At 64.4% G+C, this 14,080-nt stretch carries 16 protein-coding genes; 12 read left to right on the top strand and 4 right to left on the bottom strand.

All coding sequences use genetic code 11. The features are described from left to right. Positions 1-66: 66 nt before the first annotated feature. Positions 67-1,005 carry a tyrosine recombinase XerC gene (locus A6B35_RS03270; protein WP_006202648.1) on the bottom strand — a complete coding sequence of 313 codons (939 nt, stop codon included), beginning with the start codon at positions 1,003-1,005 and terminating at the stop codon, positions 67-69. 113 nt (positions 1,006-1,118) lie between these two features. Here A6B35_RS03270 and rimM point away from each other — a divergent pair, with 113 nt between their 5' ends. Then, positions 1,119-1,718 (top strand): ribosome maturation factor RimM, encoded by a 600-nt coding sequence (gene rimM / locus A6B35_RS03265; RefSeq protein WP_006202647.1) that lies wholly within the window; start codon positions 1,119-1,121, stop codon positions 1,716-1,718. Beyond that, positions 1,715-2,413: a tRNA (guanosine(37)-N1)-methyltransferase TrmD gene (trmD, locus tag A6B35_RS03260; RefSeq protein ID WP_006202646.1), complete on the top strand. Its 699-nt coding sequence runs from the start codon at positions 1,715-1,717 to the stop codon at positions 2,411-2,413. The genes rimM and trmD overlap by 4 nt, the downstream gene beginning before the upstream one ends. A 45-nt stretch (positions 2,414-2,458) precedes the next feature. Here the strand turns inward: trmD and A6B35_RS03255 are convergent, their stop codons facing one another. After that, positions 2,459-2,872: a GFA family protein gene (locus A6B35_RS03255; RefSeq protein WP_006202645.1), complete on the bottom strand. Its 414-nt coding sequence runs from the start codon at positions 2,870-2,872 to the stop codon at positions 2,459-2,461. Positions 2,873-2,956: 84 nt separating this feature from the next. Continuing rightward, positions 2,957-3,670, bottom strand: coding sequence for a LysE family translocator (locus A6B35_RS03250; RefSeq protein WP_006202644.1), 714 nt, complete (start codon positions 3,668-3,670; stop codon positions 2,957-2,959). A gap of 242 nt (positions 3,671-3,912) precedes the next feature. Here A6B35_RS03250 and A6B35_RS03245 point away from each other — a divergent pair, with 242 nt between their 5' ends. Further along, the gene (locus tag A6B35_RS03245; RefSeq protein WP_006202643.1) at positions 3,913-5,403 is read left to right on the top strand and encodes an aminotransferase-like domain-containing protein; all 1,491 of its coding nucleotides are present in this window, start codon (positions 3,913-3,915) and stop codon (positions 5,401-5,403) included. Here A6B35_RS03245 and A6B35_RS03240 read toward each other — a convergent pair. Further along, positions 5,385-6,137, bottom strand: a complete 753-nt coding sequence (locus A6B35_RS03240; protein ID WP_006202642.1) for a sulfite exporter TauE/SafE family protein — start codon at positions 6,135-6,137, stop codon at positions 5,385-5,387. The genes A6B35_RS03245 and A6B35_RS03240 overlap by 19 nt on opposite strands. Before the next feature lie 308 nt (positions 6,138-6,445). On the opposite strand from A6B35_RS03240, the gene rplS reads away from it, so the two are divergent. From rplS to A6B35_RS03200, 9 genes are all read left to right on the top strand, one after another. After that, on the top strand, positions 6,446-7,006 hold the full coding sequence (rplS, locus tag A6B35_RS03235) for a 50S ribosomal protein L19 (protein ID WP_006202641.1): 561 nt from the start codon (positions 6,446-6,448) through the stop codon (positions 7,004-7,006). Between the two features lie 178 nt (positions 7,007-7,184). After that, positions 7,185-7,619, top strand: a complete 435-nt coding sequence (locus tag A6B35_RS03230; RefSeq protein WP_006202640.1) for an organic hydroperoxide resistance protein — start codon at positions 7,185-7,187, stop codon at positions 7,617-7,619. Further along, the gene (locus A6B35_RS03225; RefSeq protein WP_006202639.1) at positions 7,616-8,125 is read left to right on the top strand and encodes a MarR family winged helix-turn-helix transcriptional regulator; all 510 of its coding nucleotides are present in this window, start codon (positions 7,616-7,618) and stop codon (positions 8,123-8,125) included. Before A6B35_RS03230 ends, A6B35_RS03225 begins: the two co-directional genes overlap by 4 nt. A 177-nt stretch (positions 8,126-8,302) precedes the next feature. After that, positions 8,303-9,100: a transporter substrate-binding domain-containing protein gene (locus A6B35_RS03220; protein WP_006202638.1), complete on the top strand. Its 798-nt coding sequence runs from the start codon at positions 8,303-8,305 to the stop codon at positions 9,098-9,100. A 268-nt stretch (positions 9,101-9,368) separates the two neighbouring features. Then, positions 9,369-10,181 (top strand): amino acid ABC transporter permease, encoded by an 813-nt coding sequence (locus A6B35_RS03215; RefSeq protein WP_006202204.1) that lies wholly within the window; start codon positions 9,369-9,371, stop codon positions 10,179-10,181. A gap of 57 nt (positions 10,182-10,238) precedes the next feature. Then, complete coding sequence (locus A6B35_RS03210; protein WP_006202205.1) at positions 10,239-10,874, top strand: class I SAM-dependent DNA methyltransferase; 636 nt, start codon at positions 10,239-10,241, stop codon at positions 10,872-10,874. A 98-nt stretch (positions 10,875-10,972) separates the two neighbouring features. Then, positions 10,973-11,098: a hypothetical protein gene (locus A6B35_RS37130; protein ID WP_081482138.1), complete on the top strand. Its 126-nt coding sequence runs from the start codon at positions 10,973-10,975 to the stop codon at positions 11,096-11,098. A 57-nt stretch (positions 11,099-11,155) separates the two neighbouring features. After that, complete coding sequence (leuC, locus tag A6B35_RS03205; protein ID WP_006202207.1) at positions 11,156-12,565, top strand: 3-isopropylmalate dehydratase large subunit; 1,410 nt, start codon at positions 11,156-11,158, stop codon at positions 12,563-12,565. Between the two features lie 253 nt (positions 12,566-12,818). Beyond that, positions 12,819-14,015, top strand: coding sequence for a GGDEF domain-containing protein (locus A6B35_RS03200; protein ID WP_006202208.1), 1,197 nt, complete (start codon positions 12,819-12,821; stop codon positions 14,013-14,015). The last annotated feature ends 65 nt before the right edge of the window (positions 14,016-14,080 follow it).

The raw sequence follows: 14,080 nt of genomic DNA, 5'->3' as shown, positions 1-14,080 counted from the left end.
TCTTAAGGGAAAAAAGCGGCAAAACGGTTAACCGGCGTGGCAAAATTGTTCTGAGACCCAACCCGATCACGCCCTAGGATGCGCGGAGTCGTAGATTTCGAGCAGCCTTGCGGTGTCGACGCCGGTGTAGATCTGGGTGGTCGACAGGCTGGCATGGCCCAAGAGTTCCTGAATGGTTCTGAGATCGCCGCCGCGGCCCAAAAGATGCGTGGCGAAGGAATGGCGCAGCGCGTGCGGTGTCGCCGTATCCGGCAAATTGAGCGCCGACCGCAGTTTTGCCATCTCGCGCTGGACGATGGCCGGATTGAGCGGACCGCCGCGGGCGCCGCGAAACAGCAGGCCCTTCGGGTCGATATGATAGGGGCAGAGCCGCCGGTATTCGGCAACTGCCCTGAGCGCCACCGGCAGCACCGGCACTAGCCGCGTCTTGCCGCCCTTGCCGGTGATGCGCAGCACGGTGTCGGTCTCCGACGACAGGTCGGCGCCGCTGAGGCCGAGCGCCTCGGAAATGCGCAGGCCCGAGCCATAGAGCAGCGTCAGCACAGCGGCGTTGCGGGCGGCGATCCATGGCTCCTCCGCCAGCTGGCCTTCCACCGAAACGACGCGCCGCGCATCGTCGGCGGTCAGCGGCTTGGGCAGCGACTTTGGCTGGCGCGGCGCGCGCAGCGCTGCCGCGCCCGCCGCATTGGCAAGGCCGCGCCGTTCGAGAAAGCGCAGCAGCGAGCGGATGCCGGCCAGCCCTCGCCCGAGCGTGCGGGCGCCGGCGCCGGCGTTGCGGCGGGCGGCGAGAAAGCCGCGCAGGTCTGCCGGGCGAAGATCGGCGATATCCGAAATGCCGGGCGGGCCGCCGCAATGGCCGGTCAGGAAATGCAGGAACTGGCGCGTGTCGCGCTCATAGGCTTCGACGGTTTCCGGCGACAGCCGGCGTTCGCGCGCCAGCATCTTCAGCCAGCTTTCGCGCGCCGCCTGAAGGTCGGGCTTTGCCGGGATGAGGAATTCCTGCATGGCGCTCGTCCAGTTCCCGGCCATTTTCCGGCAGCCAGGTTAGGAAGCGGTGAAGAGCGCGTCATTGAAATGACAACTGGCTGGGGCTAGAGCAAGGCAAAGGACCTTTCACCATGAGCAAGCCCCAGAACCCCGTCCAGATGGCAGTGATCGGCGCCGCGCACGGCATCAAGGGCGAAGTGCGCGTCAAGACATTCACCGGCGAGCCGCTGGCGCTCGCCGATTACGGGCCGCTCTATGCCAGGGACGGCCGCGCCTTCCAGATCATCGACATCAGGCCGGCCAACACCGTGGTCGTGGTGCGGTTCAAGGGCGTGAGCGACCGCAATGCGGCCGAGGCGCTCGCCGGCACGGAACTCTTCGTCGACCGCTCGATGCTGCCGGACGATGGCGAAGAGGACGAATTCTACCATGCCGACCTGGTCGGCCTGGCGGTCAGGGACGACACCGGCGCCGAGATCGGCAAGGTCGTGGCGGTACACAATTTTGGTGGCGGCGACATACTCGACGTGACTCTGGGCGGGCGCAAGGGCGTGCTGATCCCGTTCACGCAGGCCGCCGTGCCGCAAGTGTCGATCGCCGAAGGTTTTGTTCGCGTCGATCCGGCGGCCGCCGGCCTGGTCGACGACGAGGACAGCGAGGCGCCCGGCCGCGACGGTTTCGATCCGAAGGGCCGGCCGCGCGGGCCAAGGGATGCCGGGGGCAACCGGTGAGCTTTGCCGCCTCGGTGCTGACGCTCTATCCCGAGATGTTTCCGGGCGCGCTCGGCCTGTCGCTGGCCGGGCGGGCGCTGGAGGCCGGGACATGGTCGCTGGACGCGATCCAGATCCGCGATTTCGCCACCGACCGGCACCGCACCGTCGACGACACGCCGGCCGGCGGCGGCGCCGGCATGGTGATGCGCGCCGACGTGCTGGCGAAGGCGATCGACCATGCTTCGCCGCCGGGCGATACGCGACCGCGCCTGCTGATGAGCCCGCGTGGAAGACCGTTGACGCAGGCTCGGGTGCGCGAGCTCGCCGCCGGGCCGGGCGCCGTTATACTCTGCGGCCGTTTCGAAGGCGTCGACCAGCGGCTGATCGAGGCGCGTGGGCTGGAGGAGGTTTCGGTCGGCGACTTCATCCTTTCCGGCGGCGAGCCGGCCGCACTGGTGCTGCTCGACGCGGTGGTGCGGCTTTTACCCGGCGTCATGGGCAATGCGGTGTCGGGCGAGGAAGAGAGTTTTGAGAACGGCCTGCTCGAGCACCCGCACTATACGCGGCCGCAGGAGTTCGAGGGCCGGCCGATCCCCGAGGTGCTGATCTCGGGCAATCACAAGAAGATCGCCGCCTGGCGACGCGCGGAGTCCGAGGCGCTCACAAAAACACGACGGCCGGACCTGGTGCAGAACGGCAAGACCAAAGGCTGAGATCGTTTCGAATCTCTGGCGACAATTTGGCCACCCCGTTGGCTATTAGCCGGGCATCCGCTCGAACTTCTGCAAGACGGGATCCATCGTGTCCCAGGCATGGCCGCGAATGCTGTATGTCACAACCCGCGGATTAAATTGGCCCGGGTCGTCAAGGCTGCTCGCGTGGACCGCGATCAGGTCCGGCATGGCGGCGAATGTCAGATAGACCGGCGTTCCGCAGGTCGGGCAGAAAGCATGCACCTTTTCGTTGCCGCTGTCGCCCGCCAACCGCCAGGTTTTCGCTTCGCCGGTGATTGCCATATCGGCGCGGCGGCCGAAGGTCAGATAGGATCCGTGGCCAGTGCCACTGCGTTTCTGGCAATCATGGCATTGGCAGTGGTTCTCGAAGATGGGTTCGCTGCTCGTTTCGTAACGGATTGCGCCGCACGCACAGCCGCCGCCATAGATCTTGCTCATCGTCGTTCTCCCGATAACTCTTTGTTTTCACACAATTCCGCACGGAAAACCGCTACGCACTTTGCGTGGAATTGCTCTAGCGTTTCAGGGTGATTTCGGCTTGGCGAAAAGGTCGATGCCGCTGCCGGTTTCGAGGAAGGATTTCAAGCTGGACAGCACCGTCGGCCAGCTGGCTGATGCCTTTCGCCATGCCGCTGCCGGCTTCAGCTGTGTCTCATCGCGGCGGCGGACAGGCCGGTCATGACGAATGTGATGCCTGCGCCGATATTGATCCCGGCAACCGCGCGCGGACGGCTGAGCAGCCATCGGCTCAAAACCGAAGCAAAGCCGCCGATGAGCGAAAGGCCGATGGCGGCGATGATGGCAAGCCAGGCCGCGGTCGGCGCTGACGAACTGCGGGATGAAGGCAAGCACGAACAGTCCGATCTTCGGATTGAGGACGTTCGACATCAGCCCCGCCAGGTAGATCGCGTGAAGAGGCCGCCGCGCCGTCGGCGCGAAACTGACGAGATTTCGTGAGAACAGCGCCTTTGCGCCCAGCCAGACAAGATATGCAGCTCCGGCGAGTTTTAGCGCCAGGAACGCTGCGGCCGAGGTCTGGATCAGCAGCGCCAGCCCGAAGGTGGCGGCAAGCGAGTGGATCAGGATGCCGGTGCCGGCCCCCATTCCCGACACCGTCGCCGCGAGGCGGCCCTGGCTCAGGCCGCGCGCAATCGAGAGCACGATGTCGGGTCCGGGCGCGAGCACGATCAGGACGCTCGCGATTGTGTAGGCCAACCAGATATCGATCGGAAACATGGCTCCGTCCTCCGTGTGAATGCGTTGGTGTCGGCTGGCTGTTTTGCGTGGTCCATTTCGACCGCCAGGCTCGGGGCCGACATCGGTCATGGGCTGAACGGTAGATCGCCAGCGTCAGCACGCACAGTCACAGCCAGCGGGCATCTGATATGGTACAGTGAGGATTATCGGGCATCTGTACCAGGCGAAGTGCCTGCAATCTGTGTCAGTCGGCTCAGTCGATTTTGCGGTAGGCATTGCACATGCAAGACGATCAATCCGCAGAGGTCCTTTACCTGCAGCTCGCGCATTCGATCGCGACGCCGATCCGGGCGGGTACGCTGATGCGGGGCGAACGCATTCCGTCCGTGCGCGAACTGGCGCGCAGCCGCGCCGTGTCGATCGGCACCGTGCTGCAGGCCTATCGCATGCTGGAGGATGCGCACCTGATCGAAGCGCGACCGCGCTCGGGCTATTTCGTCGCGACACGGTCGCCGAGCCTGCCCGAACCGGAGACATCGAATCCGCCGGCAGATTCCATGGCGGTGGACGTCAGTTCGCTCGCGGCGCGAGTGATGCATCTCGCGCACGATCCCGCCTACATCCCCTTCGGCGCTGCCTGTCCGAGTGCGGACCTGTTTGCCGAGGAGCGTGTCCGCCGTGCCGTCAGCCGCGCCGTGCAACGCCACAGGGCGACACTGTGCAACTACACGACCGGTTATGGCGACGAGAGCCTGCGGCGCGCCATTGCACGCCATGCGCTACGCATGGGCTGCCAGCTCGACCCACAGGACATCGTCGTGACCAACAGCTGCCTGGAATCGATCACGCTGTGCTTGCGGGCGGTGACGAAACCGGGCGACATCGTTGCGCTGGAATCGCCGACCCTGTTTGCCTTCCTGGAGATCCTCGAGAACCTGCACCTGCGCGCGCTCGAGATCCCGACCCATCCACGCACCGGCTTCTCGCTCGATGCGCTGCAATTCGCCTTCGACACTCAACCGATCAAGGCCGTGCTCGCAGTGCCCACACTTTCCAATCCGATCGGATCAAGTATTCCCCTGGCCGACCGGCAGCGTTTGGCGCGGATGGTTGCCGACCGTGGCATCCCGCTGGTCGAGGATGTCCTCTACAACGATCTCGCCGAGCTGGACGAACAGCGCCGCGCGGTGCGCTCATTCGATGCGACCGGGCACGTCATGATGTGTGGGTCGTTCTCCAAGACGATCGCGCCAGGCCTTCGGCTTGGCTGGGTTGAGGCCGGGCGCTGGGGTGCCAAGCTCGTGCGCCTGAAGGAATCGACCAGCGGAAGCCAGACGGCGGTGCTGGAACGTGCGATGGCCGATCTCTTGACGCAGCCGGGCATCGAGGCCGGATACCGTCAATTGCGCGCGACGGTCGCGACGCGGGTCGACGAGGCGCGCGGATTGATAGCGCGGTATTTTCCAGCGGGAACGCGCGTCACCGATCCGCAGGGCGGGTTTATTATCTGGGTGGAACTGCCGCACAGCATCGACTCGCTTGAGCTGTACCGGGTCTGCCTGGCGGAGAACATCGTGATTGCGCCTGGAAAGATGTTCAGCGCCACAAACCATTTCGGCCACTGCATCCGGCTGGGGCTGGGCGGACGCTGGGACGATGCCCACCGGCACGCACTGCGGCGGGTTGGGGAGCTGGCGAATTCCATGGTGGCGAACGAGACCGATGCCGACAAAGCTTCCGGCAATGGTCGGGTTCACCCCTTGGCGAAGTAATAGAAGGCGAGAAAGAGGCCGACGGCGACGACGAAGCCGCGCACGACATTTTGCGGCACGCGCTTGGCGATCCAGACGCCGGCATAGCCGCCCAGCGCGCCGCCCGGGATCATGACGATCGCCTCCGGCCAGGCGATGACGCCGCCGGAGACGAAGACGATGATCGCAACCGCGGCAATGACCATGGCCAGCATATTCTTCAGTGCGTTCAGCTTGTGATAGTCACCTGACTGGGTAAGGCCAAGCGTCGCCAGCATCATGACGCCCATGCCCGCGCCGAAGAAGCCGCCATAGATGGCGGTCAGGAACTGTGCCAGCGAGCCGACGAGTGAGCCCACAGACGCTTCATGATCCGGCTTCGGCGACGGCTTCAGCCAGGGACCGGCAGCGAAGAGAGCGGTCGCCGCCAAGAGCAGCCACGGCACCATGGCGCGGAAGGACGGATTGTCGAGTGCCAAAAGGATGAGAGAGCCGGCCAGCGCGCCGAAGGCCGAGATCAGGCAGAGCAGCAATGCCCGGCGCCAGAAATGTCTGATGTCGGCGGCGTAGGCGAGCGTCGAGGTGACGTAGCCGGGAAACTGCGTCACCGACGAGGTGGCGTTGGCGACGATCGGCGGCAGGCCGACCAGCGTCATGGCACCGAAGGTGATGAACGTGCCGCCGCCGGCGACCGCGTTGGCGGCGCCTGACAAAAAACCCGCCAGAAAGAGCAGGATCACGTCGAAAACTGACATCAGGGCGCCGCCGAAGACTGAATGCTTGCCCCGGATTAGGAAGCTTGACCGGAGCGCGCAACCCCGCGCTGGACGAATGGATGGAGGCATGCGAGGAAAAAAGACAGGGCCAAGGCGTGACAAAGCCTCGAAATAGCTGTATGTGCCCGCCCGAACCGGAAGAAAAATCTGCCGGGACCCGTCAACAATGACGGTGTAGTCGCCCCTGCCCGATGTCTCCGACAAAGGGCATAGCCGAGCGGTCAATGGAACTGCAAGGCGAGTGTCGGACGCTCTGACTGTCGGAAGAACAAGAAGTGGATTTTTAGATGGATATCCTCCGTCAGCTCGAGGCCGAACAGGCCGCCAAGATCGAAGCCAAGCGCAAGCTTCCCGAATTCCAGCCCGGCGACACCGTGCGCGTCCAGGTCCGCGTGACCGAAGGCACCCGCACCCGCGTCCAGGCCTATGAGGGCGTCGTCATCGCCCGCTCCGGCGCCGGCTTCCAGGAAAATTTCACCGTCCGCAAGATCTCCTACGGCGAAGGCGTGGAGCGCGTGTTCCCGGTCTATTCGCCGATGGTCGAGGGCGTCGAGATCGTGCGCCGCGGCAAGGTGCGCCGCGCCAAGCTCTATTACCTGCGCGACCGTCGCGGCAAGTCGGCCCGTATCTCCGAGAACACCGGCGTGCGCGCCCGCAAGCTGAACGACGAGGAGCGTGATGCGCTGAACGCCGAGAAGGCGCGCATCGAGGCCGAGAAAGTCGCCGCTGCCCAGGCGCTGGCCGCCGAGAAGGCCGCCCAGGAAGCCGCCGAGAAGAAGGCCGCTGACGAAGCCGCCAAGGCTGCGGACGAGGCTGCCAAGGCCGCGGAAGCGGCTACCGCCGAATAAGTTTTTCGATACGCATTCTTCGGAAAGGCGGCTTCGGCCGCCTTTTTTCGTTTTGCGGGCAGGCAGAGCCGTCCCGATGGGATCGGTTTGCTCAAGGCGGAAAATCTGCCCCAGCTTTGGTTGACTCCAATTACCTTGTATACTAAACAATCGTGTACAAAGTAATTGGAGAAACGAAATGCCTGCACTCTACTCCACCGAAGCCCGTGCCGTCGGCGGCCGCGCCGGCCATGTCCGGACCAGCGATGGCCTGCTCAGCGTCGACCTTGCCATGCCGAAGGAACTGGGCGGCAAGGGTGGCGCCACCAATCCGGAGCAGCTGTTTGCTGCCGGCTATGCGGCGTGCTTCGAAAGTGCCATGCGCTTCATCGCCGGCAAGCAGAAGCTGCCGCTCGAGGATGCCGCGGTGACGGCCAATGTCAGCCTGCACCCCAATGGCCAGGGCGGTTTCGCACTGGGCGTTTCGCTGTTGGCGGAGACGAAAGGTCTTGATCAGGCGGCCACGGAAGCGCTTGTATCGGCGGCGCACCAGATCTGCCCCTATTCCAACGCCATCAAGGGCAATGTCGAGGTGGCGCTTTCGGCAGTGACGCTTCCGGCAAAGGCAGCATGACGACAAACACCATAGAGAGTGCCAGCGACCTCCCGGCGGCAAGCGCCGGGACTTTTCCTGTTCCGCGGCTCGACCAGCAGCTCTGTTTCGCGCTCTATTCGGCGAGCGGGCTGATGACGAAGCTCTATCGGCCGTTGCTCGATCCGCTCGGGCTCACCTATCCGCAATATCTGGCGATGCTGGCGCTGTGGGAGCACGCGCCGAGCACGGTGGGCGCGCTTGGCGCGGCGCTGGGCCTGGATTCCGCGACGCTGACCCCGCTGCTCAAACGACTGGAAGCAGGTGGTCTGGTCACGCGCCGGCGCGACGTGGCGGACGAGCGCCGCGTGCTGGTCGAGCCGACCGCCAAGGGCCAGGCGCTGCGCGGGCGCGTCAAGGATGTGTCCTCCGGGCTTGCCTGCAGCATGCCGCTGGAGCCTGGCGAGCTGAAAGCCCTGCACGCGACGGTCAGCCGTTTGGTCACTCGGTTGCGCAACGCCACCGAGAATGCGGCGGATCGCGACTGATCCTCACCACGACACGATCGTTCCGGAACCCGCCGATTGAAAGCATGGGAATCCGCTATCGCGCCAAGCGGTGCAGCGGATCGGCTTGCATGGCGCTTGCGGAAAGCTAAAGTCGGCGCCGGATTTTCCTGCAAGCCCCAAAACGGATCGGGGCGTTTCACGTTCCGGGAGTGTGTCATGACCAAATCGAAACTGCTGCTGGCCGGCCTGCTGGCCTGCCTGCTCGCGCCCGTCGCCGCATGGGCGCAGGCGCTGCCCGATCTCGGCGGCAAGAAAGTGGTGGTGGTGACGGAAAACGCCTATCCGCCGCTGCAGTTCATCGATGCCAAGACGGGAAAACAGATCGGCTGGGAATATGACGCGATGGACGAGATCGCCAAGCGGCTGAACTTCAAGGTCGAGTACCAGAACACCTCCTGGGACGCGATGATCCAGGCGGTTTCCGACAACCAGTACAACATCGGCATGACCGGCATCACCATCAAGGACGACCGCAAGGAGAAAGTCGACTTCTCCGACCCCTATATGCGCTCGGAACAGTTCATGCTGGTGCGTGGCGACGAAAGCCGCTTCACCGACGCCAAGACCTTCGGCGCCTTCAAGGACGGTTTGATCGGCGCGCAGGCCGGCACGACGCCCTTCTACACCGCCGTCTACAGCGTGCTCGACGGCAATGAACAGAACCCGAGGATAAAACTGTTCGAGACGTTCGGCGCCACGGTGCAGGCGCTGAAGTCGGGCGACGTCGATGCGGTGCTTACCGATGGCACCGCCGGCAAGGGCTATGTCGATGCCTCCGAAGGCAAGCTGAAGCTGATCGGCGGACCGCTCGGCACCGAGGATTTTGGGTTCATCTTCCCGAAAGGATCCGACCTGGTGAAGCCGGTCAATGCGGCGATCGCCGCGCTTAAGGCCGACGGCACGCTGGATGCGCTGAACAAGAAGTGGTTTCTTGATTACAAGATGGGGCAGTGAGCTCGTCTCGGCGCACCTTGCTGCGCGAGGACCGTGTGCTGAACATCGCACGGACGGAGTTTCTTCCCACCCCCCTCTGTCCTGCCGGACATCTCCCCCGCAAGGGGGGAGATCGGATGTCGCGACTGGTTTCAATAATTCCCGACGCTGGTGAGGGGCCACCTTCGAAGAAGCAGCCAATCTCCCCCCTTGCGGGGGAGATGTCCGGTAGGACAGAGGGGGGTGTGACGAAACGCAGCCCTCGTGGCTCTGTCACCGGTATCGTTTGATGCCACCCGCGCCCGCAACCTCCAAGCCCGATTTCCCCTGGTGGCTGGCCGTAGCCGCGACACTTGCGCTTGCGTCCGCCGTCTTCATCGCCGCCAACGGCCTCTACGCCCAGGTTTTCGCCACTGTCGCCAAGGGCATCGGCATCACAATCTTCGTCACCGTCGTTGCCTTCGCGCTGGCGTCAGTGATCGGGCTCGGCATCGCGTTGATGGGATTGTCGGGCTCGCGTGTGCTGCGCCAGGTCGCGCGCTTCTATGTCGAGATCATCCGCGGCGTGCCGATCCTGGTGCTGCTGTTCTGGATCGCCTTCGCCGGCGCGCCGGCCTTCGTCGCCGCGTGGAACGCGCTGACAGCACCGTTGCAGATTGCCGGTATCCTCGGCGAGCTTTTGGTGCGCGACGTGTCGCTCTTGTGGCGCGCCATCATGGCGCTGACCATCGGCTATTCGGCCTTCATCTCCGAGGTTTTCCGGGCCGGCATCCAGGCGGTCGAGAAGGGCCAGATCGAGGCGGCCAAGGCGCTCGGGCTGACGCGTGCGCAGCGCTTCCGGCTGATCGTCTTTCCGCAGGCAATCCGCACCATCCTGCCGCCGCTCGGCAACGACTTCGTCGCCATGGTCAAGGATTCCTCGCTGGTCTCGGTGCTCGGCGTCGCCGACGTCACCCAGATGGCCAAGGTCTATGCCGCCGGCTCGTTCCGCTTCTTCGAGACCTATTCGATCGTCGCCTATATCTATCTCATCCTCACCGTCGGCCTGTCGCTGGCCCTGCGGGCGCTGGAGAAGCGGCTGCGAAACCAGCAAGGGGAATAGTCGGCCAGCGAAGACCGGGCTACCATCGCAACGATGCGACAAGATCCAGAGAACCCCATGATCGTCGACAAGGCCAATGCGGCGCTGGACTCCGTCTATTCGGCCGATACGCCGGAAGCACTCGCCAAGGCCTATGCCGAATGGGCGGCGACCTATGACAGCGAGACCGCTTCGCTCGGCTATCTGCTGCCGTTCCTGATCACCGCCTGGGTGTCGCGCCATGTGCCATTGAGCGAAGGGCCGCTGCTCGACGCCGGCTGCGGCACCGGCCTGTCGGGGCCATCGCTCAAGGCGCTTGGCTATCATGACATTGCCGGGCTCGACCTGTCCGACGACATGCTCAAGATCGCCGGCAGCCGCAATGCCTACAGCGAACTGAAGAAGGCGATGCTCGGCGGTCCGCTGCCCTGGCCGGACGGGCATTTTCGCGCGTTCTTCTCCACCGGCGTGTTCACCATCGGCCATGCGCCGGCCTCCGGTTTGCACGAACTGGTGCGCATCACCAGAAAAGGCGGCCACGCCATCTTCACCGTGCGCGACCAGGTTTTTGGGGCCGGCGGGTTTCAGGCGGTGTTCGATGAGCTTGCGCAGGCGCAAAAATGGCGGCCGGTCGAGGAAAGCCCATGGTTCCGCTGCTATGCGATCGGCGATCCGGAGGCGCTGGTGAAGACGTTCGTGTTCGAGGTGGCTTGAGCGGGGCGCATCTTTCCTTCTCCCGCAGGGGGAGAAGGTAGAGTCGTGCAAGGCAGCCGCAATTGCCGAAAAGCCAAAACGTTGATATGAGCAGCGCCATGGAAGAGCTTTTTGGCGATCCGGCCTACAAGGGTTTCGTTCTGCAGGACAGAAAACGCCTGCCGTCGCGATTTTCCGCGCGCGTCTGCGGCGCGCCGACCAGCCGACTTAGCCAGGCCGACTGACCAGCGCCGGTCTGCTGGCGTTCCTCTTCCCATAGTCAAATCGACGGATTTACGCACATGAGCGCACCGCGCACCCTCTACGACAAGATCTTCGACGACCATGTCGTCGACCGCCAGGACGACGGCACCTGCCTGCTCTATATCGACCGTCACCTCGTCCATGAAGTGACCAGCCCGCAGGCCTTCGAAGGCCTGCGCATGACCGGCCGCAAGGTTCGGCATCCGGAAAAGACGCTGGCCGTGGTCGACCACAATGTGTCGACCTCGCCTGAGCGCAAGTTCGGCATCAAGAACGAGGAAAGCCGCATCCAGGTCGAGGCGCTGGCGACGAACGCCAAGGACTTCGGCATCGAATATTATTCCGAGAACGATATCCGCCAGGGCATCGTCCACATCATCGGCCCGGAGCAGGGTTTTACGCTGCCCGGCATGACCATCGTGTGCGGCGACAGCCACACTTCGACGCACGGTGCCTTTGGTGCGCTGGCGCATGGCATCGGCACCTCGGAGGTCGAGCATGTGCTGGCGACGCAGACGCTGATCCAGCGCAAGGCCAAGAACATGCTGGTGCGCGTCGACGGCGTGCTGCCGGAAGGCGTCACCGCCAAGGATATCATCCTCGCCATCATCGGCGAGATCGGCACCGCCGGCGGCACCGGCTATGTCATCGAATATGCCGGCGAGGCGATCCGCGCGCTGTCGATGGAAGGCCGCATGACCATCTGCAACATGTCGATCGAGGGCGGTGCCCGCGCCGGCCTGATCGCGCCCGACGAGACGACCTTCGCCTATGTCAAGGACAAGCCGCGCGCGCCGAAGGGCGCGGCCTGGGATGCGGCCCTTGCCTACTGGCAGACGCTGCAGTCGGACGAGGGCGCGCATTTCGACAAAGTGATCGTGCTTGATGCGGCGAAACTGCCGCCGATCGTCTCCTGGGGCTCCTCGCCCGAGGACGTCGTCTCGGTGCAGGGCATCGTGCCGAATCCGGAAGACATCACCGATGAGAACAAGCGCAGCTCGAAGCTGCGCGCGCTCGACTATATGGGGCTGACGCCGGGCACCAAGATCACCGACATCGCGCTCGACCGCGTCTTCATCGGGTCCTGCACCAATGGCCGCATCGAGGATCTGCGCGCCGCCGCCAAGGTGGTCGAGGGCAAGACCGTCAATCCGCGCGTCAACGCCATGATCGTGCCGGGCTCAGGCCTGGTCAAGGAACAGGCCGAGGCCGAGGGTCTGGACAAGATCTTCCTTGCCGCCGGCTTCGACTGGCGCGAGCCGGGCTGCTCGATGTGCCTGGCCATGAATGACGACCGGCTGAAGCCGCATGAGCGCTGCGCCTCGACCTCGAACCGCAATTTCGAGGGCCGGCAGGGCTTCAAGGGCCGCACCCATCTGGTGTCGCCGGCGATGGCGGCGGCGGCGGCGATCGCCGGTCATTTCGTCGACATCCGCGACTGGAAATAGGTACCGACCTCGGCAATCCGTCGCGAACCATGCCAAACCCCGAGACCGCGCTGCGGCTCGGGGTTTTTGCTCTTGTTTTGGTGCAATTCCGGACGGAAAACCGTTCACACTTTTCCTGGAATTGCTTTGAAGATCGCGCCGGCGACCCGCCGATAGGAGACGATCCCTGTATATTTCCGGTGTCGTTTAACTGCTTGTTTGGGCTTAGGGTCTAACGTCTTCCCCGGCGTAAGCGAGGGGAAGTCACGGTCCTTTGGACACAGGCCTATTCATAGCGCTGCTCAATCCAACGATAGCGCTGGCGCTCGGCGCTGCGTTCCTCGTGCTGTGGTTCCATCAGCGCCACCGTCCCTATCTGGCGGCGCTGGCCCTCAGCTATGCCTTCTGTCCGGCGGGTTTCCTGCTGCAGTATTTCACGCTGCCGATCGGCATGGCGCCGACCAAGCTCCTGTCCAACATATGCTTCACCATTGCCGCCTGCTGCCTGGCCGGGGCGATCGTGGCGCGTTACGGGCGGCGCGTGCCCTATGTCGGGATCGGCATTCTGGCGGGCGGCGGCTTGTTGGCGCTGTGCTGGTTCCTGTTCGTCCAGCCGGACCTGACATGGCGGATTCTCTCGATGAATTTCGGTTTCGGCGGCCTCAGCCTGCTGGTCGCCGCGGAACTGCGCACCGTGCGCAGAAATGGCCCGACGGAGATGATCCTGTTCGTGCTGGCGCTGCTTTCCGGGCTCAATTTCATCGGCCGCACCCTCGCCATCGTCGTCATGCATGGCCCCTTCACGACCTATGACGGGTTTTATTCCTCGTCCTACTGGACCACGGCGCTGCTGTCGCAGGCGTTGCTGTCGCTGTTGATCGCGCTCTCGCTGTTTACCGCCGCTGCGCTCGACGTGATGAAGGCGCTGAAGGCCGAGACCTACACCGATCCGCTCTCCGGCCTGCTCAACCGCCGCGGCTTCGAGGATCGAGCGGCCCTGCTTCTGCGGCAGTGCGCTTCGGCCAAGCTCCCGGTTGCGCTGGTGCTGGCCGACCTCGATCACTTCAAGGCGCTCAACGACCAGCACGGACATGCGGCGGGCGACAGGGTCATCGCCGATTTCGCCGCCAAGCTGAGTTTCGCCACCGGCACGCGGGGTGCTGCCGGCCGCATCGGCGGCGAGGAGTTCGCCGTGCTCCTGCCGCTGTGCGACCTTGCTTCGGCGCGCCTGTTCGCCGAGGCGATCCGTTCGCTCTATTCGTCCGGTGGCGTCACCACCCTGCCGCCGGGTGTCAGGGTGACGGCAAGCTTCGGCGTCGCCGCCCGCACCGGCGATGAAGGGCTGGCGCCGTTGATGCAGCGCGCCGACGAGGCACTCTACAAGGCCAAGAAGAACGGCCGCGACAGCGTGCGGCTGTCCTACGAGCGGGCGGAAACCGTCTTCGTTGCGGAGAACGCCAGCGTCGGCTGAAGGCGAACGCGCTTCGGCCAACGACTATGTCATCGTGCCGCCCGTTAACGTCTTTTTCGCCCGTC

Origin of the sequence: Mesorhizobium amorphae CCNWGS0123, from assembly GCF_001686985.1 — a bacterium.
Lineage (GTDB): Bacteria > Pseudomonadota > Alphaproteobacteria > Rhizobiales > Rhizobiaceae > Mesorhizobium > Mesorhizobium amorphae.
The sequence above is the reverse complement of the archived record's forward strand: the minus strand, read 5'-3'. Positions and strand labels throughout refer to the sequence as shown.

Excerpts from the sequence above, each read along its gene's own strand:
- A6B35_RS37130 (WP_081482138.1), top strand. The coding sequence starts at position 10,973 with ATGGAAGAGCTTTTTGGCGATCCGGCCTACAAGGGTTTCGTTCTGCAG.
- A6B35_RS03245 (WP_006202643.1), top strand. The coding sequence starts at position 3,913 with ATGCAAGACGATCAATCCGCAGAGGTCCTTTACCTGCAGCTCGCGCAT.
- A6B35_RS03240 (WP_006202642.1), bottom strand. The coding sequence starts at position 6,137 with ATGTCAGTTTTCGACGTGATCCTGCTCTTTCTGGCGGGTTTTTTGTCA.
- A6B35_RS03215 (WP_006202204.1), top strand. The coding sequence starts at position 9,369 with ATGCCACCCGCGCCCGCAACCTCCAAGCCCGATTTCCCCTGGTGGCTG.
- A6B35_RS03230 (WP_006202640.1), top strand. The coding sequence starts at position 7,185 with ATGCCTGCACTCTACTCCACCGAAGCCCGTGCCGTCGGCGGCCGCGCC.
- A6B35_RS03220 (WP_006202638.1), top strand. The coding sequence starts at position 8,303 with ATGACCAAATCGAAACTGCTGCTGGCCGGCCTGCTGGCCTGCCTGCTC.
- leuC (WP_006202207.1), top strand. The coding sequence starts at position 11,156 with ATGAGCGCACCGCGCACCCTCTACGACAAGATCTTCGACGACCATGTC.
- A6B35_RS03250 (WP_006202644.1), bottom strand. The coding sequence starts at position 3,670 with ATGTTTCCGATCGATATCTGGTTGGCCTACACAATCGCGAGCGTCCTG.
- rplS (WP_006202641.1), top strand. The coding sequence starts at position 6,446 with ATGGATATCCTCCGTCAGCTCGAGGCCGAACAGGCCGCCAAGATCGAA.
- A6B35_RS03255 (WP_006202645.1), bottom strand. The coding sequence starts at position 2,872 with ATGAGCAAGATCTATGGCGGCGGCTGTGCGTGCGGCGCAATCCGTTAC.
- A6B35_RS03225 (WP_006202639.1), top strand. The coding sequence starts at position 7,616 with ATGACGACAAACACCATAGAGAGTGCCAGCGACCTCCCGGCGGCAAGC.
- A6B35_RS03270 (WP_006202648.1), bottom strand. The coding sequence starts at position 1,005 with ATGCAGGAATTCCTCATCCCGGCAAAGCCCGACCTTCAGGCGGCGCGC.
- rimM (WP_006202647.1), top strand. The coding sequence starts at position 1,119 with ATGAGCAAGCCCCAGAACCCCGTCCAGATGGCAGTGATCGGCGCCGCG.
- A6B35_RS03210 (WP_006202205.1), top strand. The coding sequence starts at position 10,239 with ATGATCGTCGACAAGGCCAATGCGGCGCTGGACTCCGTCTATTCGGCC.